The organism is Pedobacter cryoconitis (genome assembly GCF_014207135.1).
GTDB lineage: Bacteria > Bacteroidota > Bacteroidia > Sphingobacteriales > Sphingobacteriaceae > Pedobacter > Pedobacter cryoconitis_D.
Map to the genome: position 1 here is coordinate 39748 of NZ_JACHCC010000008.1, position 20208 is coordinate 59955.

Annotated in this window: 21 protein-coding genes; all 21 read right to left on the reverse strand. The window is 36.8% G+C overall.

Annotated features, from left to right (window positions below; genetic code table 11):
- Nucleotides 1-61: 61 nt before the first annotated feature.
- Nucleotides 62-982, reverse strand: coding sequence for a hypothetical protein (locus HDF25_RS15305; protein ID WP_184626255.1), 921 nt, complete (start codon nucleotides 980-982; stop codon nucleotides 62-64).
- A 31-nt stretch (nucleotides 983-1013) separates the two neighbouring features.
- Nucleotides 1014-2639 carry an ABC transporter ATP-binding protein gene (locus HDF25_RS15310; protein WP_184626257.1) on the reverse strand — a complete coding sequence of 542 codons (1626 nt, stop codon included), beginning with the start codon at nucleotides 2637-2639 and terminating at the stop codon, nucleotides 1014-1016.
- Nucleotides 2636-3757: a nucleotidyltransferase family protein gene (locus HDF25_RS15315; RefSeq protein WP_184626259.1), complete on the reverse strand. Its 1122-nt coding sequence runs from the start codon at nucleotides 3755-3757 to the stop codon at nucleotides 2636-2638. Before HDF25_RS15315 ends, HDF25_RS15310 begins: the two co-directional genes overlap by 4 nt.
- Nucleotides 3747-4031: a PqqD family protein gene (locus HDF25_RS15320; RefSeq protein ID WP_184626261.1), complete on the reverse strand. Its 285-nt coding sequence runs from the start codon at nucleotides 4029-4031 to the stop codon at nucleotides 3747-3749. The genes HDF25_RS15315 and HDF25_RS15320 overlap by 11 nt, the downstream gene beginning before the upstream one ends.
- 11 nt (nucleotides 4032-4042) lie before the next feature.
- On the reverse strand, nucleotides 4043-4513 hold the full coding sequence (locus tag HDF25_RS15325; RefSeq protein ID WP_184626263.1) for a S24/S26 family peptidase: 471 nt from the start codon (nucleotides 4511-4513) through the stop codon (nucleotides 4043-4045).
- A 4-nt stretch (nucleotides 4514-4517) separates the two neighbouring features.
- Complete coding sequence (locus HDF25_RS15330; protein WP_184626265.1) at nucleotides 4518-5636, reverse strand: glycosyltransferase; 1119 nt, start codon at nucleotides 5634-5636, stop codon at nucleotides 4518-4520.
- 207 nt (nucleotides 5637-5843) lie between these two features.
- Entirely contained in the window at nucleotides 5844-6989 is a 1146-nt protein-coding gene (locus HDF25_RS15335; protein WP_184626267.1) for a glycosyltransferase, read from the reverse strand.
- A gap of 10 nt (nucleotides 6990-6999) precedes the next feature.
- Nucleotides 7000-8127, reverse strand: a complete 1128-nt coding sequence (locus tag HDF25_RS15340) for a glycosyltransferase family 4 protein (RefSeq protein WP_184626269.1) — start codon at nucleotides 8125-8127, stop codon at nucleotides 7000-7002.
- Nucleotides 8124-9380, reverse strand: coding sequence for a hypothetical protein (locus HDF25_RS15345; RefSeq protein WP_184626271.1), 1257 nt, complete (start codon nucleotides 9378-9380; stop codon nucleotides 8124-8126). Before HDF25_RS15345 ends, HDF25_RS15340 begins: the two co-directional genes overlap by 4 nt.
- 8 nt (nucleotides 9381-9388) lie before the next feature.
- Entirely contained in the window at nucleotides 9389-10390 is a 1002-nt protein-coding gene (locus HDF25_RS15350) for a glycosyltransferase family 2 protein (protein WP_184626273.1), read from the reverse strand.
- A gap of 7 nt (nucleotides 10391-10397) precedes the next feature.
- On the reverse strand, nucleotides 10398-11291 hold the full coding sequence (locus HDF25_RS15355) for a beta-1,6-N-acetylglucosaminyltransferase (protein ID WP_184626275.1): 894 nt from the start codon (nucleotides 11289-11291) through the stop codon (nucleotides 10398-10400).
- Nucleotides 11288-12235: a glycosyltransferase family 8 protein gene (locus tag HDF25_RS15360; protein ID WP_184626277.1), complete on the reverse strand. Its 948-nt coding sequence runs from the start codon at nucleotides 12233-12235 to the stop codon at nucleotides 11288-11290. The genes HDF25_RS15355 and HDF25_RS15360 overlap by 4 nt, the downstream gene beginning before the upstream one ends.
- A gap of 12 nt (nucleotides 12236-12247) precedes the next feature.
- Nucleotides 12248-13285 (reverse strand): hypothetical protein, encoded by a 1038-nt coding sequence (locus tag HDF25_RS15365; protein ID WP_184626279.1) that lies wholly within the window; start codon nucleotides 13283-13285, stop codon nucleotides 12248-12250.
- Nucleotides 13286-13311: 26 nt separating this feature from the next.
- Entirely contained in the window at nucleotides 13312-14247 is a 936-nt protein-coding gene (locus HDF25_RS15370; protein WP_184626281.1) for a glycosyltransferase family 2 protein, read from the reverse strand.
- Between the two features lie 15 nt (nucleotides 14248-14262).
- The gene (locus tag HDF25_RS15375) at nucleotides 14263-15246 is read right to left on the reverse strand and encodes a glycosyltransferase family 2 protein (protein ID WP_184626283.1); all 984 of its coding nucleotides are present in this window, start codon (nucleotides 15244-15246) and stop codon (nucleotides 14263-14265) included.
- The gene (locus HDF25_RS15380) at nucleotides 15234-16145 is read right to left on the reverse strand and encodes a glycosyltransferase family 2 protein (protein ID WP_184626285.1); all 912 of its coding nucleotides are present in this window, start codon (nucleotides 16143-16145) and stop codon (nucleotides 15234-15236) included. The genes HDF25_RS15375 and HDF25_RS15380 overlap by 13 nt, the downstream gene beginning before the upstream one ends.
- 19 nt (nucleotides 16146-16164) lie before the next feature.
- Nucleotides 16165-17037 carry a glycosyltransferase gene (locus HDF25_RS15385; RefSeq protein ID WP_184626288.1) on the reverse strand — a complete coding sequence of 291 codons (873 nt, stop codon included), beginning with the start codon at nucleotides 17035-17037 and terminating at the stop codon, nucleotides 16165-16167.
- Nucleotides 17022-17921 carry a glycosyltransferase gene (locus HDF25_RS15390; protein ID WP_184626290.1) on the reverse strand — a complete coding sequence of 300 codons (900 nt, stop codon included), beginning with the start codon at nucleotides 17919-17921 and terminating at the stop codon, nucleotides 17022-17024. The genes HDF25_RS15385 and HDF25_RS15390 overlap by 16 nt, the downstream gene beginning before the upstream one ends.
- Nucleotides 17922-17926: 5 nt before the next feature.
- Nucleotides 17927-19027 carry a DegT/DnrJ/EryC1/StrS family aminotransferase gene (locus HDF25_RS15395; RefSeq protein ID WP_184626292.1) on the reverse strand — a complete coding sequence of 367 codons (1101 nt, stop codon included), beginning with the start codon at nucleotides 19025-19027 and terminating at the stop codon, nucleotides 17927-17929.
- A complete protein-coding gene (locus tag HDF25_RS15400) occupies nucleotides 19020-19799 on the reverse strand; it encodes an N-acetyltransferase (RefSeq protein ID WP_184626294.1) in 780 nt (259 codons plus the stop codon). The genes HDF25_RS15395 and HDF25_RS15400 overlap by 8 nt, the downstream gene beginning before the upstream one ends.
- Nucleotides 19789-20175, reverse strand: a complete 387-nt coding sequence (locus HDF25_RS15405) for a sugar 3,4-ketoisomerase (protein WP_221450919.1) — start codon at nucleotides 20173-20175, stop codon at nucleotides 19789-19791. Before HDF25_RS15405 ends, HDF25_RS15400 begins: the two co-directional genes overlap by 11 nt.
- Nucleotides 20176-20208 lie beyond the last annotated feature (33 nt).

The following is a 20208-nucleotide window of genomic DNA, read 5'->3' on the forward strand; positions in this document are numbered from 1 at the left end:
GTAGATTACCCGGTCTTTGCCAGAGAGCGTTAATAATTAGTCAGGGGATAGACTGGATGGTCTATCCCCTTTTTGCTTGCTTCATATTACTAATTTTATGGTAACAAAGCAATGCTGCCTCCCCGTTAGGTAAACAATATAATTCCCCAATAGGAACACATTTTACAATATGGGTCAATACCCCAATCATATTAGAAAAAAGATCTTTATTCCAGCGAATTCCCGAGCAACTTGGCAGTACGGTTACTAAAGCTTCCTTATTACTTTTTGGATAAAATTGATTTGATCCGGATTGCTTCAGTCTTACAAATCCTTTCAATGTTCTCTCCTGATTTCGATAACAAGCTGTTTTTCCACTCCAGGGGGTACCAAAAACGGCTATCTTTCCATCGTTTTTAATCTGTATAACAGGGTTATCATCATTTAACAAAGTAAAGTCTTTCAGGTTTTCTACCCATAAACCACTGTGGGTACTTTTTCCGGTCCCACTTTGTCCTAAAAAAGCATATGCCTCCCCCTCTCTTTCCACCACAGATGCATGAATTAGAATACTTTGGTGAAACACAGCTACCTGGGCAAAAACAATCATCAAAAGCCAACTCAATATCATATTAAGATCTGTTATCTCTTTTGGTATAAAAACCCGCACTATACTAAAATCCTTAGTGCATGTCATACGACAAAGTAGTCCAGTTTGATCAGTCTGTACCTGCGTTAAATACTCCGCACCCAAATCATAAAACTGGAAACGGTCACCCCATAATATAGAGATATCACTCAATAATTTTGCTTCACTAACATCAATATCCGTCTCACCAAAAACAAGTTCAATACGACTTACTATATCCGATCCTGTTTCTTTTTCTTTCTGAACAAAGAATAAAGAAAAATTCGGCAATAAGACCTGAGCTGACAGCCCCTTCGGGACGATCAGTTCGAATAATAAATTTGCAATTTTATAATAAACTACCTGCTTTTCCATTAAGTTCTTTATTGTATTACTTTTGGGTAAATTAATTCATGTGAATAGTCTGGCTACACTTTTCAGCCAGCAACAGATCATGGGTTACAAAGATGACAACTTTCTCTTTCCCGGCTTTCAAAACCCTATCAATCAGCAATGAGGCGGTCTTTTGATCTAATGCAGAAGTTACTTCGTCAAATAACCAAACGTTACAATCCCGCATTAAGGCTCTGGCAATGGATATACGCTGAGCCTGTCCTTCCGATAAACCATATCCAGACTCACCGATCTTTGTATTCAGACCGTCGGGCAAATCGAATACAAATTCAGCACAAGCCACATACAGAGCATCATTTAATTTATCTTCTGACAAAGGCTCATCTGTTACAGTAAGATTTTCAGCTATTGTTCCTGTAAACAGGATATTCCCTTGTGGCACATAAGCGAAATTTAGCTGATGTTCACTTGAAATACTATACCGATTATGTTTACCTTCAATAACAATTTCTCCATTCCCCGGCTTTATCAATGCAAGAAGAAGCCTGATAAATGTGGTTTTTCCCTTCCCACTTGCCCCAACAACAGCTGTTGATCTGCCCACCTCAATCTTCGCATTAAAACCATCAATTACAATACTGTCCTCATAGCGAAAAGATACGTCTCTGAATTCAATACTTTTGATATCATTAAGTAATTTCGGTACCAGGCCACTGTCCTGTTCTACACTTTCAAGTTCTATGAGCCGCTCTGCTGATGTTCTGAAACGAATGAAAGAAGGAACAAATGCAATTAATGACAATATAGGTGCTTGAATACGACCGATAAGCTGTAGAAAAGCTGTCATGGTTCCAAAAGTAATCTGGTGACTGTGCAAGCGATATATTCCCCAAATAAAGGTCAGCAAATAACCTGTACTAATGGCAAATTTCATCATTCCTTGTGTAAGGGTGAGAAAATTTAACTGATCCAATTTTAATTGGTAACTCTGTTGCTGGTTATCTTCAAACTTATGCTGACGAATTGACATTAGACCCAATGATCGAATGATCAGTCTGAATCTAAGATTTTCCTGCATCAGATTTCCAATACGGCTTTCCGAACTTTTAACATCCTGATTTAATTTTCTCATTCTCTTAAAATAAATTTTCGAGAACAGGAACAGAGGAGATATAGCTATGATCATAAAGGCCAGCATAGGATCAAAAAACCATAAAAGTCCTAATGTGGCAAACAGCTTAATTATAGTAATTAAAAATGCAAGGGCTGTGTTACACAACATTTGCACCACTTCTACACTATCAGAATTAATCCGGATCATTAAATCGCCTGTATGTAATTGCTTTACAAATTTCCAGACTGAGTACATTTGCTTTTTAATGAGTAAGTTTTGAAGTACCACCGTCATACTCAACTTGTTTTTTTCATTGATCAGGCCTGAAAACAAACGTATAACCACGGCCATTGTCGCACTTAAAATCACTAAAGCAATTACCAGTTTCAGATTGCCATTTACCGTACCCATAGCAATATCTACGGCCTTTTTAGAATAGTAAACAAACAATAATGACAAAACTATCGCCAGCATCTCCAATAAGAAAAACAACGAAAGCTTAGCTCTGTACCCTTTGGTTAAAGACCATGCCCATTTCACTTGATAGGATAGCTGCTGGTTCATATTTTTCTTCTTCTTAATAGAGTTGACCAGATCCTAGAAAATGGGAACCAAAGGGCCTCAGAATGAGCGTATCTTTGAGCTTTTAGAAATCTCGGGAATAAGCCCCAGGTCATCGTATGTTTTCTTTCCTGATGTGTTTGTGGAGCAGAAGAAAACTGACCACTATAAAATCCAAAATTTCCAGCGTTCAGTACATCATTCATTAACCACTGGTTATCCTCACACTGTTGAATCTGATAAGGGAGGAATTCGGGGTTTAATCCTAATTGGTGCACAAGAAAAGAATGCGTTAATTCCATCCAATTGTAAATCCCTAATTTTTTATACGCAAATTTAAGTTGATCACAATCCAACGACTGCGAAGTATTGAAATAGAGCCGCGCAACATCACAAAACTGCCTCAATCCAATACCAAAACCCAGAAAATGTTTCAATATATGTGCATTTACCTGAATATGTGTCATCAATACAGAAGGTGAATTAATCTTCATCCCATCCAGAATGACAGGTGTTTTTCTGTCTGCCTCTTGCCTTTCCATTTTCTTCAGATATCTTTTTTGAAATGGATTTACAATATCTATCAATTTCGAGTGGTGTTCAATTTCACAACCTTTCCAACTATAGTATGTACTGTTCAAAGCGCCATACTTTATCTTTATCCCTTTTTGTTTAATCAATTGGTTGGCCTTTTTGAAAGCATCACTATTTTCGAAATAAAAGTCAACATCCCCACTCAGACGTAACAAAGGCTTGGCATAATGGACCGCCAAACTACTACCTTTTAATAAAGTCACATCAATATGGTGAGCTTTTAATAAGCCTGCAATCTCCGCTATTATCTTTTCCTTTTTTAAATTTTCACGTTCTATAGCGTCTATTCTTACAGCCCACTTCAATGCAAGCATTTTTGGCGGCTGATATTGACCGGGCAGTTTAGTTATAGCATCAAAAACAAGACCTTCGACAGTCTGAGCTATAGCAACCTGATAAAGTACCAGCCATTCTGAAGATGATAATATAAATATGTCGAATGTATCAATTACACTATTCCAGAGACCTATTTTAAGTAAAGAAATAAACGCTCTCTGGACCTTACGCTCTCTACTTTCAGATACCATCTGACAATAAACCGTTGTCTCTGAAAAGATTGATCAATTTTAGCGCATCAGCCTTTATTTGCTCTTCGCTCAAAGTATCCAAATTGTAATGATCCAAAAATAAATTCACCACTGTTTCCAATGTAAACTCAATTGATTGCAATTGATACCAGACCCAGGCTGCCGATTCATTCATGGTATAAACTTTCGATAGATCAACCATATCCAGTTCAGGCTCCACTATAATATAATCATCCCCCAATTGACGTAAAACTAATCCATTTTTTAATCTCATAAATGCTTTTATTATAATTTAAACAAAGACCATAATTTAAAAAACAACAAGCGTACTGGTCTGATTATATACCAGACAAAAGCCAGGAAAAGCTGGAAAGGAGATTGTATATTCCGATTCCATCTGCGATCTAAAACTTCTGTTACTACTGCCCAGATATTTTTAATTTCAACAGTTTCATTTTGTATAAGATTTCCATCGCCTGCCAGGGTAATTTCCGAAGCAGATACAGCGACAATTCTATGTAAAATAAATTGCCCGTTTATCTCAGCCAGGACTACTCTTCCTTTTTTCACATCATTCAATTCAATGGATTTAAGTAAGATCCGGCTTCCACTTTTTAAAAAAGGATACATACTATCTCCGGATACAGTAAAAACTATTTTTTTACCCTGATCCAAATAGGTTTTTAAGTATTTGAAAAAGCTTTCGTTCGTTATTCTAACTACACGAGTGCCGTCCTGAGGATCATTATATAACATAACCTTAATTCCAGATTAAACTTTCATAAAACATGATTGCTTTTTCGACCATATTTTGTTGCGTAAAGTTCTCATTGAATCTCCGCTTTGCCCCTTCTTTTAATGTCTGATATAATACTTCCTCAGTACCTACCCGCTCAAGCGCCTCTCCCAATGCTTTTTCATTTTGTATCTCTACTATAATCCCTGACTGTCCATGTGCATTCACCCAGCTGACTCCCGAACCGGGTATCTGAGTAGAAACAACAGGTTTGCCACAAGACATAGCTTCTATCTGAACAATTGCAAAAGCCTCTGTCTTGATAATTGAGCTTAAGCAAAATATATCGCAGGCGCCATAATAACCTGGTATATCTTCGTCCGACACATATCCAAGTAATTTCACCTTATCTTGCAGATTGTATTGAGCGATTAACGCTAACAGTTCGTCTCTTAGCGGCCCTTTCCCCCCAATTAATATCACATAGTCATCACTTAAGTATTGTGAAGCCTTTATTAAGTATTCATAGCCTTTATATTCCACTAATCTTCCTAATGAAAATATAATTTTTTTGTTGGCGAATGTATGTCTGATCTTATCTACCCTTTCCTGTACAGGATTAATTCTCTCTATGCCAATAGGAATAAAATTTGTTTTGTTTTGATAATTCGTCAGAAATGGCGATTCAGCAACATAAACAGGACTTGTTCCTACAATTAAGTCGGCTCGTTTGATCATCCATTTTTGAAATGGGGCGTAAATCTTCAATAACAGTTTTTGTTTCAAAATGTCACTATGCCAATGCAATATTACCTTTCCTTTATAGTTTGACATAAATAGGGCAACGCAAGCCATTGGATCGGGATGATGAATATGGATAATTTCGTAGTTAGCACAAATCCCCTTTAATTTACTAATCATTGCTGGTGCAATCATGGTTGCTGACAACTTCATCAATGCAGGAACACAAATTAATTGAGCGTATGAGTTAATGACGCTTGTTCCGGGAGGATGATCTTCAGATGCAGTACAGAGCATGTCGCAATAAATCCCTTGTCCGGAAAGTCCTATCATCAGGTCATACATAACTTTCTCTACCCCACCCCGTACCGGATAAAATTTCCCTACTTGTAATACTTTCATTTTTCGCAACTATAAAACCTATATCCTACAACCGGATACAATCAAAAGGATAGTTTTGAAGCACACTTAAATGCTGGGGTAATCTGAAATTTCACACCACAATAAATCAAAACTTCTGCGAAGATAGGATCAGTAAAAAAGCCAGGAAACAGACAATGGGTACATCTGCTAAAGTATTAAGTATAAAGGCAACAAGTATGGGCAAAATTATTTTTTGAAATCACAGTTAACGTCTGGTAGATTTAACAGATGATCAAACAATTGTGCCCAGTTATTTGCAACAGGAGGCTGTATAATTTTCACATCTACTGGTTTTAACATTGAATAGTTTCCCTGAATCAGAGAAGCCATCAGGTTTGCCAGTTGCTTTTCATTATCAGGATCAAAAAAAGCGACTCTACCACTCCCCTGAGCTGTTTCATGTGCATATGGTAAATCTGCCAGTAACATCGGTTTTTGATATCTTGCAAACTCCGAAATAGGTAAACCCCAGGTTTCCACTTTAGATGGAAATATTAAACAATGAGAACTGGCATAAAAAGTCTCAAGCTCAATCCGGTTTAAAAACCCTATAAATTTTAGTGAGGTGAACTTATTCCCCCAGTTCTTGAATAACCATCTTGTATATTTATTTTCAATTCCGGTTATGGTAATATATACTTTAAAATTGCGAATCCCCATTTTCTGTTCCAGATGCGTTACAGCACGGCAAATACATTCAAAATTTTTATGGCTGTTGGGGGAGGCGGCAAAGATGAAAACATAATTTTCATCTGATCGATTATTGTCTACCCCGGGTTCAAACATTTTTACTGCCGTTGATGAGGGTTTTGATATAATGATCTGTTTAGGATCTAAATTAAACATGTTGGCCATCGCCTCTCTGAACCAGCTCTGCTGAACAACAATATAATTGTTCTTTTTAATATTGATCCAATAGAAGTACCTTGAGAAAATCGCAAACATAACGATCTTGGGTGCAAAGTACAACTCCCGCAATTTCCATTTGTAGAAAGGAAAGGAATTGTGGCAATAAACTGCTCTTTTTTGTGCTACTACCGTAGGAGAAGTATCATGTAGTGAGAACCACAGATACACAGGACTCAATTCCTTTGAGATCTTTTTCAAGGAAACATATTCAAACCAGAGTCTGTTTACCCATCTCTTTTTGGGCCATTGTGTTTCGATATACTCAATGTTAGGAAAATAAGCCAGTTCTTTTTTATGTATAATGACAAGGACGCGGTAGTCTTTTTCTTCTGCTAAAACGGATAAATACTGCACACAATCACGTAAGATAGCAAGAGTCCCGGCTTCTACAAGATTAACTGCTGATACTACAATGGTTTTCATACTTCTCTGTTTACACCTTCAAATTTTGAAATAATTCCAGCCACTGAAGCATAATTTTTTTCTCTGAAAAATTTTCTGAAAAACGAATCGATTCCACTCCCATTTCAATTCTTTTATCAGGGTCTCTAATCAACTCCATTACACGTTGGGCAAACATTTCTATATTTCCTTCTTCCACCAAAAATCCATTTATATCCTGATGTATAATATCTTTTGGACCACACTTACATACGTAAGAGACCATAGGTAACCCACAAGCTTGTCCTTCAAGCAGTGCCATAGGCAAGCCCTCATACCTTGAAGTCATCAATACCATAGAACTTTGCAAATATTCTTTTTCGAGATCCTGTACGGGTTTACATAAGCGGATAGCCTTTTCAAGATTCAAATCCTTGATTAATCGTTGCATTTCCTTTTCCAAAGGACCTTTACCGAAAATCCTTAAAATCCAGTCAGGATGAACCTGGTATATTTTATGCCAGGCCTTGATTAAGTCTTCAAATCCTTTTTGCTGGTCATAACGACCAACTGCTATAACTTTCTTTTGCGATACATCTGCCTTATCCCGGGGCACAAAACTATTTGCGTTTGGAATAACCATTATGTTAGACAAATCTCCCCAATAGATTTTATCTTCCTGAGTAAGAACTACAAAACGATCATATTTTCCAGCGACACGAAAATCATTTTTGTTTCGCCAAACATCTATTAATCTAGCTATTCCAGTCTGACTATACTGTAAGCGTTTGAACCGGGAGAAATGAATCTCTAATACTTTCTTACTTCCATCCTTAATGCTCCACAAAAATGAGGCATCATGATCAAACATAGAAATTACAATATCCGCTTTAAGACGAAAAAGCAAGTCTGTTAAACCCTTTCGGTGCATCCACTGTTTCAATGGATACTGAAGCAGTTTAATAAAAATACCCTTATTATTATTTTCAGTATAATTTATGCCCAAATCATAATGTTTTATCTTTGGAGAAAAAGTAAAAAAGGGACGCAGCCCTCCCTGGTCGGTAGTAACAATACTGACATCATATCCTCTCCCGATTAAATAGTTAGCTTTATTGGCCAATACACGCTCCATTCCTCCGGAGTTAAAGGTTCCATTGATCAGATATATTAATTTCATGCTGTTTTCCTCCCGCCATTTTTTTTATATTTTTCATCGTCCATACAATAAAACAATGCATATAAAAAAAATATGTCTGTAGAAACCTTAATCCAAACAATAAAGGTATAGGCCAATAAAAAAATAAATAAATCACGATACATCTTGTACCTGATTGCAAAAACAGTCGCATTATATACAAAAAGCGATGCAAATACACTAAAACCGGTTAATCCACAATACAAGATAAACCGACAATAGCCAATATCAGAACTAAATGCAAAAAGTCCGAACCGCCCACTTCCAATAATCCAGGTTTTCAAATCCTTTGGCCAAATCCACATGACAGTATTCAGTTTATCTGTTGATGACGTTCTAAATTCTCCATATTCTACCCAATTAAAAAAACCTTCAAATGCAAAACGTATGTCTGTATGGAAATTCTTATCCGTATTGTATAGATAGGCTGAAATAGCAACAACCACTAATAACATCAATCCAAATATGGCATGAAACGTAAGATATTTCCTTCTCATCACCAATCGAAAAATATCTGTATTTAAGATAAAATAAATAATAGCCATTACTAATCCCACACTAGTAGTACGGGCAATCATATCCCCTATAATTGCTATAGTAAAAAATGCAATTAGTAATATGAAAATTGTTTTTTTGCTGGAAAGAACCTGCTTATCCTTACTCAATACCGCTGCTGTCATTAACAGGACTATCGCAAATCGAATTCCCGCCGTATCCAATGATGCACCGATGCCGTATAATCGTCCAACACTAAGCACAAAGTCCTGACCTTGATTGACTACACTATCTACCAGGTGTTGAAATTCCGGTATCCTATCGATCATTATAGCAGCCACACATTGGATAAAACATACACCTACTGCATAAAAAGTTAACAGGCGCAAATTACAATAACCATGTACCTTGCCCATTATTGTACACACTGCATACGCCGCCCCCAGCCAGACAAAAAAAGTTGTAAAATAATTAGCGTACGAATAATCCGCAGTATTATTATAATCAGCTGAAAAATAGCATATTATCGAAAAAAGAGTAACAATTCCGGTTGCTCCCAGCAGCTCTTTGGAAAGAATTATTTTATTTTCATTTAACCAATTAAACACTAATAATATTACTCCCAAAACGGCTAACATCATTTTAGTATTTATAGTTGATGGCAAGAAAGTGAAGGCAATTGGGAATAGATAAAAGCTCAAAGCTATCCCTGTCATCAGTTGTTTCAGAAATCGTGACATATTATATCTTATTTATATAAAACCCCATAAATTATTCGAAAAACCAATAAATTATACAATTTAAGAGCCCAGTACTGCTTATGTACTGCCAACCATTGTAATATCCGGGTACGTAAGGGCAAGGATTTATTTTTCAAAACAAACTCATTCGCTTCTGGAAACCAGTTGACCCAACAGCTATAATTTAATGTTTTTTGCGACATTAATAAAGGTAATTTAATATTCAACTTCAGGTAAAAGAACAAATCCCCTATTTTATTCTCGAACTTACTATTTCTCAGAAAAAGCTCTACTTCCTTTACATTCTCTGTTACCTGACTGATATGTTGAGCCGAATAGGTTTTTGTCAAAGATTGAGTATTAGATTGTCGATAATGATACAAGGCCTTATCCAAATAAATCACGCGTTGTGCACGCGAAAATAATTTGATGGACACCATCAAATCCTCTCCCATATTATTCCCTGGTATGAAACGAATATTATTATTCTCGTACAGCGATCGTTTGGTTAAAAAAAGCCATAAATTCCATCGCATCCTTCCGCATAACATGAGTGAGATCGCTTCCCACGCCGTATTGAAGGTAGATTGATTCATCCGTCTTTTATTATTGGAAAAGGTTAAAAACCAGTTAAAGCCCACAATATCGGCATCGTTTTTCAAGGCACACTGAACAGCCATCTCAATCGCATCAGTTTCTATACTATCATCTGCATCTACATAATAAATATATGTTCCTGTCGCCTGATCCAACCCAGTATTACGGGCAGCGGCCACCCCCATATTTTGCTCATGCTCCAGCAGCTTAACCTGTATGTATTTATCATTTTGCCATTTTTCAGCAAATGACCGAATCAACTCTGCACTCTTATCCACACTGCAATCATTAATAAAAAGCAATTCCAGATACTGATAGCTCTGAGCTTTCAAAGATTCCAGACAAACCAATAAAGTCGGTTCTGCATTAAATACAGGTATAATTATAGAAACTACCGTTTGTGTATCTCTCATATCAAATTCAATCTTCCTGAATATCTAAATAAGGTTTATTTCTTATTATGGTTAAAATTCTGTCTACAATTTCAATGTGTTTACTGTTAAATTTACGCGCGAACATATACTTAGAGGTTAGTAATTCATGATAATCACTGCTCTCCCAATCGTAAATACGATTATTTTTCCAGCGGATTAAGCGTTGTGAACTGTAGCCTTCATTTTCAGAATCAAATACCTGTTGGCGGAATGGCGAATTCCAACAAATTGTATGTAAAAAAATTTCATCAGCACAATAAGTGCACTTATAGATATGACGTATATCTTGCACATTAGCCAAAAGATAGGTCACAAAGCTCTGCGTAACTGAAACCCAGTTCCCTCCTTTCTTAAAAGATATGTTGAAATTTCTTTTAATTCCTAGTAAATATTGTACTTTTAAAAACAGAAACCGAATCATACGCCGTAACAGACCAGCAAATGTTTGCTGAAATATGAAATGCCGGGGGAACAGGTGATACCGTTGTACCTTTCTATTAATTTGCAAGTCAATATTCCCTTGTGTGTATCCAATAAATTCCTTGCCTTTATGCTGCTCAAAAAAAGAATGAATTTTCTCCTGCGATTGCAGGGGCATATCAGTACCTGACAATAAGTGATAATATTGGTAAACTTCTGTTGTATGTGCCTGCTTAAATAACAGTAACTCGACCTCTATTTGAGAAAAATCCGCCCAGCGAACGTCTATTCGCTCGGGAGATATAATCAGGCGGGCATATCGAACAGAAAGCAAAGGCAAATCTTTCATTTTTTGATCGAAATGAATATAAATATCATTCCGGATATCATCCAAAGCCTGAATTAATCGCTTTAACACCTCAATTTCATGATGCGCTATAATCAGATATGCATGTTTCATCCTTCGCTATTTCTTACTTTTCGATATAGACTTCTTACAGTATTAATCAATATTTTCCCAAACCACGTTCGATAGACTCTGGATAAGATTTGTACTTTAAGATTAAAACTGGCTTGTTGCTTGATCTTACCGGGCAATTTCTCATAATATTTCCACCATAAATCGAAGGCTATAGTAAACGTAACCCAAGGTTTAGGGCCAGTATAATGCACATTCCCTTTATGTTGGACATTCTGCCAGTCTTGCACCGTATAATACTGCAGAAATATTTTTTTGTACTGTGGCAATAAAAAAGTGCGTATGCTGTTACAATAAGGTGGTAAACCTACAATCTTACCCCTACAGAGTTGATTGATAACGTCCTGATCTGGAAACTCAAGACCTTCAACTTTTGCCGCTTCCAGAAATTTTTCCACCATATTGTCTTTACGCAATTGTGCCAAATTCATTAGAAGCAATCCCGAATTTATATATTTCCCAGGCTCGCAACCAATAGCGTTCATGTGTGCTTGTTGAGAATCTAATGTTGCTTCAAACACACCCGCCATATAATTATCCTTTAGATATATAGAATGGTAAAGATCGGCCAGATTATTCTGGAAGATCATATCACAATCAATATATAATACCTTATCGTATTCGGGCAGGAGATCGGGAAGTAACAAACGATACGAAGCCGCGATCGTGTACTTCTCATCAATGTATAAATCTGTAAGTTTTCCTTCTAAGTCTATAAAAGAAAACCTACACCGCGTTCCACCCAGTTTAACCAGCATATCTTCACTTTCCGTAGATAACCGCTGCGTGAGGAGACAAATAAAATGGAAACAATCTCTACTGGTGGCATGATTTTTCACAGAAAGAATACAAGCAGCAGCCGGCACTAAATAACTTGGTGTAAAGGCTAGTATTAGTGGAATATGTTGGGTATTTTTCTCATCCATAAGTTTATGCTACTAAGAGCCTTTAATGAAAATATTTTGTATAGAATGAATAAAATTTGCCTCCAGATTTTCTATTTTGACACGAAAAGCTTTAAACTCATCAATTATTTCATCATAATGATCAAGCATATATTTTATCTTCTTAAGAATTAATACTTCATCATTGAAATCTTCAATTTTAAACTCCTCTGGTATTGCCACATCAAATGAATTAACAGCTGCGTTCCGTTTTCCAACAAGCAGCATGCAACCATTATGAACAGTTTCTTTGGGCAATCGTTCTGGTCCGCCAAAAAATCCAAAATCAATATAGAGTTTGCTTTTACGAAACAGATTAATCATTTGATCAACATCCATTCCCTTGATCGGAACAAACTGAATATCCACCTGTTTTAAAAGTTTATTCATTAAACTTGATGGTTTTGCAGGATTATAGAGAACCACCCTGCTTCTGTTGTTGGATATAAATTCAGGAAAATCCTGTTTCAGAAACGGTAAACCAATTGGCTCAACAAACATTACCACATTTTTATGTCGCCTTTTGACAAAGTTGTAGGCAAACATAGATCCACATAAGTTGATATCATTTTTCTGAATTAAATAAGGCTGAAGTGCAGCCCTTTTAAGAAAAAACTGATTCAAAAAAGCTTGTTTCCACCTCATTATTCTTAGTGGAATCAAATCCCGGATGGTACGATGGAACTTCATTTTAAATCCAACAGGAATTGTCTCATAACCATCGTAAAACTGTAAACTTAACCACCAAATACATTTTGTTAGGTTCTTATACTTTTTTAAAAAACGAGTCGCAATTTCAGGGGCAATAATTACATGCCCCTTTCTATCTTCTATCAGATCAATAGAAATCACTTTAGGTTCATATATCAAATAACGAGGGGGTATCATTGGGCTGCCATAATAACAAATGAATGCGCTATATCCACATTTATTAAGATAATATGCCAATTGATGCAGCGCTTCAGGCCCACCAGAAGAAATAGTCCCTGGAGCGAGAATGTAAATGGTAGACTCTTTAGTCAGATTAATCATAATTTCAATCCTGGTTTTAATGAGATTTAGAGACCATTATTTTTAAATAGTGAGTCAAAACAAAAGCGAAAAAGCATAACCACTTTATCTTTCTTGCTCAATAATTTACAATACCTGATCGCATAAAACTTAGACCAGGGCAAATATTTGATTACCTGATTGTAATAATCGTAGAGACATTTCCCATAAATGTATGATCTATTATTACCCCGATAGAAAAAATGCTCGATAGCATCTTTTGGAACCTCATAATTTAAATCAAGCAACCATTGGTAAAACAAGGTATTCGCCTTTAATTTATTATCAAGCTGTGTTTTACTACTAGAAAGATGAATGGTCGAAATACGGAAATTAAACAGCATTTCCTTCGTATTCACCATCCCATTAGCTGATAATAAAATTGAGGTCGCGGCATCGGAACAGAAGGCAGAAGGAAAATACACGAATTTTTTTTCTTTAATAGCTATGCTTTTGAACATATAATTACCAATACATGTTAAAATAGTTGCCCTTAGCCAATAATATAAAAATGCATGTTTAGAACAGTATTCAGGAATCAACCCATCAATCCCAACCAAGTTATTTTCTTCATTAATGATACCCACTTGTGCACGAATCAAATCCACCTGGGGATAAGACTGAGCCAGCTTTACGCAAGTTTCCAGAAAATCCGGATGATAGGTATCATCATCGGCTGCCAGTACAATATAGTCTCCACTGGCATATCCGATACTCAGATTCCATTGCTGCACCAGGTTCTTACCACCAATATTTTCTGTATTGCGATAATAGCGGATACGTGGATCATCAAAGCTGTTCACAATGGATCTGAGATCTTCCGGCGAAGCATCATCCACGATAATCAACTCCCAATTTGTATAGGATTGTTCTATAATACTGGCAATCGCCTGCGATAAATAAGGCGCTTTATAAGCGGGTAATACAAAAGATACTAAACACATTCTGACCTCATTTAATTATATTATAAAAAACGTTTTTGGTTTAAAAAAGCGTTTACCATTCCTAACCAAAAAACTATATATAGGATAGTTTACTTTTTTTAATACCAAAAATAATTGGAGCGACAGTGGCAATTGGTTACTCCTAAATATATCCAGGATAGAAAACCGCCTCCAAATGGCATTATTTTTTTCGATAGTAGGCAATGCAAAACGCGACAACAATGCGGTATTCAATTGTTTAAATTCGCGCTGGCGGCCTTGCGAAAGGAAAAAATTACGTCGCTGATAAATTGCCTCGGTCTTATCAATAAAGCCATCAGCATTAGTTTCATCTGCGGTAATACTTCCCTTCCTCATTCTGTAATAATACAGGGGCAGATCCAGATGCACTATCGGCCCCGCTGCTCTCAAAAGTTCATGGATCACAAATTCATCCTCATGAATTTTCCCTACCGGATACCGAATCTGATCCCATAAACATTTTGCATATAGTTTGTTCCACGGCACCACAAAAATTGTTTTAAATACATCAGCTATTTTTTCCATAGGATCAACATCTATAGAAACATCATAACTTCCATGATGAAGATGGGCTTTTCGCTCAACACCTTCTGATTCATCAAATAAATTGTATGAACAATACAGCAGTTTGTGCTGGCCAATGTGCTGTAACATGAGTGCTATAAATTGCGTATGCACACGGTCATCGCTATCTACAAATGCAATGTAATCACCCCTTGCATGATCCAAACCCACATTGCGTGCCTCTGATACTCCCCCATTTTTTTGGTGGATTACATGGATCCGATGATCTTTGAGCGCATAGATTTCACAGATTTCTCCACAGCGGTCTGGTGATCCATCATTTACCAAAATTACCTCAATATGCGGATAACTTTGCGCCAGGATATCCTCTATACAAATCGCTAAATACGGTTCCACTTTGTAAACGGGTACAATAATGGAAACCAGGGGCTCTCGCTCATTTACTTCTTCCATAATGCGCCTAGTTTAGCCCGAATTTGTTTTTTGATACGTTCTTTGAAAGATATTTGATCCGCATACAATGCAAAAATTTCCCGATACATAGCTGTTGGCAAAATACCTCTCACACTATAGAAATTACTAAAATGAAACGCAATATAATGCTGCTGCCTTACATACCCTCCCAGCAGTTTATCCAAAAATAAAAGTGTTTTCAATTCCTCCTTAAAGCGCAATCCCGATTGTGTCGCTTTAGAGGTAACATCTAAACCATGCTTTCTAAAGTAGGTGTGAAATTTGGCGCTGATCATGACCTGCCCTTGCAGACCAATCTCCGACCAAAATATCCAGTCGCCACAAAATTTGTAGTTGAGATATTCCGGCGAAAGTTTATAATAAGAAGATTTTCGAAATATCGCCTGGCTCGCATTCCATATACCTGTAAAAGGCAACATGTTTATTTTGACAAACGATGTACCTTCAACTAGCTGTGCCACGGATTCTCCATCAAACCCCGCACTGATACGCTGACTATGCTCGTCCACCAAATACAACTGCGAAAATGCAAGATTGACACCAGGTTCTGCAGAAATATGGAAGACTAACTCCTGTAAAAAGTCGGGTTCAGACCAATCATCACTTTCAGCAATCCAGATCCACTCTCCTTGTGCAAGCCGAATGCCTTTTTCCCATTGGTTGAAAGTAGATCCCGAGTTTTGCTCATTATAAACAATATGGGATACTCTCGGATGCCTGGCATATTGGTCGATAATGTCCTTACTATTGTCTGAAGAGCAATCATCCAATATAATTAATTCAAAATCCTGAAATGATTGGTTCAGCACAGACTCCAAACGCTGCGTTAAATAGGCTGCGTGATTATAATTCGGGACTATAACAGATACCTTAGGCATAAATCTATTTATATCGTAATTAAACACTTCTCTTTCCGAAAAAAAATTTACATTGAAAAACCAGCAACTTAACAAACATCATATAGGGCGTTAGCGTTAAAAAATATATTTTCCATGTTTCAAAGAGGTAGTACAGTGCTAATCGATTTTGATGATGGATCAAACACTGATGAAAAAAAAGCAGGTAATTGTTGCGTTCCAACTGTTTGCTGTATCCTACTCCCTCTTCAACCAGAGGCAATTGCCGGCGATACAACTGATAAAAACAATGCGCTGATAATAGCCATTCACGGTCAAAATTGCCCATTGAAAAATGGCTCAATAAAATATTTTTGACCACAAGAATCTTCCATCCCTTTGCTTTGGCTTGCAGCGATATGGACAAATCATAGTTATGAAATCCATCCAGTCTTTCGTCGAACATCAAACCTGTCGCCTTTCGCATAGCGATAAACACGCCATCAATAACAACAACCGCTTCTGGCTTCTCCCACTTATCACCAGGAATATAATCGGTAATTAATTTTCCCTTGTCATATTGTTTGATACATTCGACATTATGCTGTTTTCCGTTTTCATACCATGCTGAAGGAGCCCTGGTTTTTAACCTGACACCAGCCAAGCCAATTAAACCCACATTTTCATCTTCTTCAAACTGTTTTACCAGTACCTCTCCCCAACCTGAACTATCAAATAGTACATCCTCATGAACAAAAAGCAAATACGGGTATTTGCTCCTGACCAGCCCATGGTTATATGCCTTGTATATACTCATGGTTCCTGGATTCCAGATACGAACTATTTCATAAGGGATACCACACGTTTTCCGGAGATTCTCTTCGAAATCCAGATAATACTGCTCTTGATAGGAAGATACTATAATGGAAAGCATTTATATTTCATTGAGAGTAAAAAACTATATATCAAAGGGGATTGTATGGCAAAGTCTACCTTAAAACGTCTTCCCTTGTATTCGTTGTAATCTTTTTTTAATTCACTGATATGGGGATTATGCTCACAAACCTGGCGAAATATATTGCGGTTAATATCATCAGCATATTTACCTTCCTGATCAAAGTCTAATTGTTGTTTAATAGTCTTCATCTCCAGATAATGAAACCTCGTATTGGTAATATTCGAGTCGTGCCTTCTATAATAAATGAGTGAATCACTAACGGATCCTATAATCAGATTTAACCTCGCCAGTTGTAATGCCAGATAATAATCTTCCAGCAATACATCTAAAGGAAACTTACCTATACGCGCGAAAATATTGGCCTTCAAAAAAAGAGTAGATCCGGGCACAAAGTTCTCGCGCAGCAATGACTTTATCATTTCTGCTGTTGTGGAGTACTGCACTACAGGAAAATAGGACTCTCTAACCACTTTCGATTCTTCATCTACAGAAAAAGCGTTGGTATATACTGCTTGCAAAGAGCTCGTTTCTAAATATTGCACACAGGTCATGATATAATCCTCTGAAAAATAATCATCACCCGCAATCATTTTCACATATTCTCCTTCTACCATTTCAATACATTCGTTCAGCATAGTTGCCAAACCTGTATTATTTGCATGGTAGTTCTTACTTGCGGGGTAATTATTTTCAGTCAACCATTCCTCAAAAACCTGAACAGAACCATCTGAAGAGGCATCATCTCCAACAATAAGTTGAATGTTTTTATAAGTCTGATTCTTTATACTATCCAAATTCTCACGAATAAATTTTCCGTGGTTATAAGACACTACAATGATGCTGACAAGTGGTTCTTTCATGCTCATTAAAATTTATTTAAAATTTCGACTACATGTTCTACCTCCACATCGCTTAATACCGGGCTTATGGGTAAGCTTAACACCTCTTCATGAATTTGTTCAGTAAGCTCAAAACACAAACTATTATACTCCCTATATGCTTCTTGTCTATAAGGCGGTATTGGGTAATGAATTAATGTTTGAATTTCATATTGTGTCAGGTAGCTTTGCAAAGCTTCGCGATTTTTTGTACGAATAACATACAAATGCCAGACATGGGATAAGGGATCTGCTGGTAAAACAGGTAATATAATTTTCTCGTTTTTTATATTTTCGGCATAATAATCTGCAATGGCTCGTCTTCTCGCATTGTCTGCATCAATAAACTTCAGTTTCTCATCTAGGACCGCCGCTTGCAATTCGTCAAGACGGGAATTTAATCCTTTATATAAGTTAACATACTTTTTGATCGAACCATAATTTGCTATAGCACGTATCGTTTGAGCCAATGCTTCATCCTTACACGATACAGCTCCCGCATCACCCAAGGCACCAAGATTTTTGCCTGGATAGAAGCTAAAACCCGCCGCGTCTCCTAAGGCACCCGTTTTCATCCCCTTCCATTCCGCACCAATTGCCTGTGCATTATCCTCTATAATTTTCAAATCATGTCGTTTCACAATACGCTGTAATTCTTTAGAAAACACAGCTTTCCCATATAAATGCACAATCAGAATAGCTTTTGTCCGGGCAGTAATACAGTCCTCTATTCTAGCAATATCAATGTTAAAGTCGACTAAATCAGGTTCACAAAAAACAGGAATTAATCCATTATCAGAGATAGCCAGTACCGAGGCAATATAGGTGTTTGCAGGTACGATAACCTCATCGCCGGGTTTCATCATACCCAACTCTATATAAGCTCTGAAAATTAAACGCAAAGCATCCAATCCATTGGCTACACCAATAGCATGACTGGCACCAATATACCGTGCCAAACTAGTCTCAAAAGTCTTCACTTCATTACCCAACAAGTACCAACCCGAACGAAAAGCAGCCAGTAGCCTGTTTTCAATAGCTTCCTGATGAAGCATATTTATTTTCTGTAAGTCAAGAAACTTAATCATTTCCGTATCCGTTTTTTATTTTCCAAACGTCGAATCCTTCATTTTCCCAAGGCATTCCTCTACTAAATTTATCTGGCCATGGATAGTGAGATTCTCCTGTTTGTTTGGATTTAAGATCTCTTACATCTTTTAGTCTTTTACCTGGATTTCCAATAATCAAAGAATAATCTTCGTATTTTCCTCCAACCAGAGATTGCGCCCCTACCAGGCAATGCTTCCCAATCTCCGTAGCTGGTAATAAGACTGTACCGACAGCGATTATAGAAAAATCACCAATTGTTACCCCTATACAAGTATCTGAGGGAGGTGTAGGATCATTTGTCAAAACCACATAAGGATAAATAAATACATAATTCCCTATTTTCGATTGTTGCCCAATATGAACATTACTATGTAACCAACAATTATCTCCAAACTCTACATATCCTTGTATATCTGTTACTGTTCCCAGTCTGCAATTATTTCCAAATTTTGATTTTTCTCTGATTGTAACACGATGGCCTGTTGAAAAATTCTCACCAAATACCGATCCGGCATAAATAATAGTGTGACTTCTGATTAATGCTCCTTCCATTATTACTGTTTCCGGATTTTCATAGGAGTCAGAAAAATAATAATCATTCAGTGGCTCTCCAAGGATACAGTCATTAGCGATAATGGAATTATCTCCAATCTTTACGTAATCATAAATAACTGTATTATCTCCAATCCTTACATTTTTACCAATTATGGCCTTTTCACTTATATATACATTACGATTGTTAAACTTCATAGCTATAATTTTTAAATTCTCTATAATTGCGGATATATTCTTCTTCAACATAATACTCAGATGCTAAACATAACAATACTGCAGTATGTGAAAAATGGATGTCACGCCATACCAAATTGGGGATATAGAGCCCCTTTGCCGGGTGGTCCAATATAAAAGTCTCTTTATTTCCCTGGCAATCTTCAGTATTAAACGTAATGATTCCAGAAACGGCAAAAATCACTTGTTGAAGATCCTTATGTGCATGTCCTCCCCGCACAACATCCTGAGGGGTAAAATAAGTCCAATATAGCCGTTTGAAATCGAACGGCATATTTCTCTGATTTTCGGCAATAGTTATATATCCTAGTTCTGAAGAACCGATTTTATCAAACATAATTATACGGGGAGTCGGATATGTTGCTTTACA

Excerpts from the sequence above, each read along its gene's own strand:
- HDF25_RS15305 (WP_184626255.1), bottom strand. The coding sequence starts at position 982 with ATGGAAAAGCAGGTAGTTTATTATAAAATTGCAAATTTATTATTCGAA.
- HDF25_RS15310 (WP_184626257.1), bottom strand. The coding sequence starts at position 2,639 with ATGAACCAGCAGCTATCCTATCAAGTGAAATGGGCATGGTCTTTAACC.
- HDF25_RS15315 (WP_184626259.1), bottom strand. The coding sequence starts at position 3,757 with ATGGTATCTGAAAGTAGAGAGCGTAAGGTCCAGAGAGCGTTTATTTCT.
- HDF25_RS15320 (WP_184626261.1), bottom strand. The coding sequence starts at position 4,031 with ATGAGATTAAAAAATGGATTAGTTTTACGTCAATTGGGGGATGATTAT.
- HDF25_RS15325 (WP_184626263.1), bottom strand. The coding sequence starts at position 4,513 with ATGTTATATAATGATCCTCAGGACGGCACTCGTGTAGTTAGAATAACG.
- HDF25_RS15330 (WP_184626265.1), bottom strand. The coding sequence starts at position 5,636 with ATGAAAGTATTACAAGTAGGGAAATTTTATCCGGTACGGGGTGGGGTA.
- HDF25_RS15335 (WP_184626267.1), bottom strand. The coding sequence starts at position 6,989 with ATGAAAACCATTGTAGTATCAGCAGTTAATCTTGTAGAAGCCGGGACT.
- HDF25_RS15340 (WP_184626269.1), bottom strand. The coding sequence starts at position 8,127 with ATGAAATTAATATATCTGATCAATGGAACCTTTAACTCCGGAGGAATG.
- HDF25_RS15345 (WP_184626271.1), bottom strand. The coding sequence starts at position 9,380 with ATGTCACGATTTCTGAAACAACTGATGACAGGGATAGCTTTGAGCTTT.
- HDF25_RS15350 (WP_184626273.1), bottom strand. The coding sequence starts at position 10,390 with ATGAGAGATACACAAACGGTAGTTTCTATAATTATACCTGTATTTAAT.
- HDF25_RS15355 (WP_184626275.1), bottom strand. The coding sequence starts at position 11,291 with ATGAAACATGCATATCTGATTATAGCGCATCATGAAATTGAGGTGTTA.
- HDF25_RS15360 (WP_184626277.1), bottom strand. The coding sequence starts at position 12,235 with ATGGATGAGAAAAATACCCAACATATTCCACTAATACTAGCCTTTACA.
- HDF25_RS15365 (WP_184626279.1), bottom strand. The coding sequence starts at position 13,285 with ATGATTAATCTGACTAAAGAGTCTACCATTTACATTCTCGCTCCAGGG.
- HDF25_RS15370 (WP_184626281.1), bottom strand. The coding sequence starts at position 14,247 with ATGTGTTTAGTATCTTTTGTATTACCCGCTTATAAAGCGCCTTATTTA.
- HDF25_RS15375 (WP_184626283.1), bottom strand. The coding sequence starts at position 15,246 with ATGGAAGAAGTAAATGAGCGAGAGCCCCTGGTTTCCATTATTGTACCC.
- HDF25_RS15380 (WP_184626285.1), bottom strand. The coding sequence starts at position 16,145 with ATGCCTAAGGTATCTGTTATAGTCCCGAATTATAATCACGCAGCCTAT.
- HDF25_RS15385 (WP_184626288.1), bottom strand. The coding sequence starts at position 17,037 with ATGCTTTCCATTATAGTATCTTCCTATCAAGAGCAGTATTATCTGGAT.
- HDF25_RS15390 (WP_184626290.1), bottom strand. The coding sequence starts at position 17,921 with ATGAAAGAACCACTTGTCAGCATCATTGTAGTGTCTTATAACCACGGA.
- HDF25_RS15395 (WP_184626292.1), bottom strand. The coding sequence starts at position 19,027 with ATGATTAAGTTTCTTGACTTACAGAAAATAAATATGCTTCATCAGGAA.
- HDF25_RS15400 (WP_184626294.1), bottom strand. The coding sequence starts at position 19,799 with ATGAAGTTTAACAATCGTAATGTATATATAAGTGAAAAGGCCATAATT.
- HDF25_RS15405 (WP_221450919.1), bottom strand. The coding sequence starts at position 20,175 with ATGTTTGATAAAATCGGTTCTTCAGAACTAGGATATATAACTATTGCC.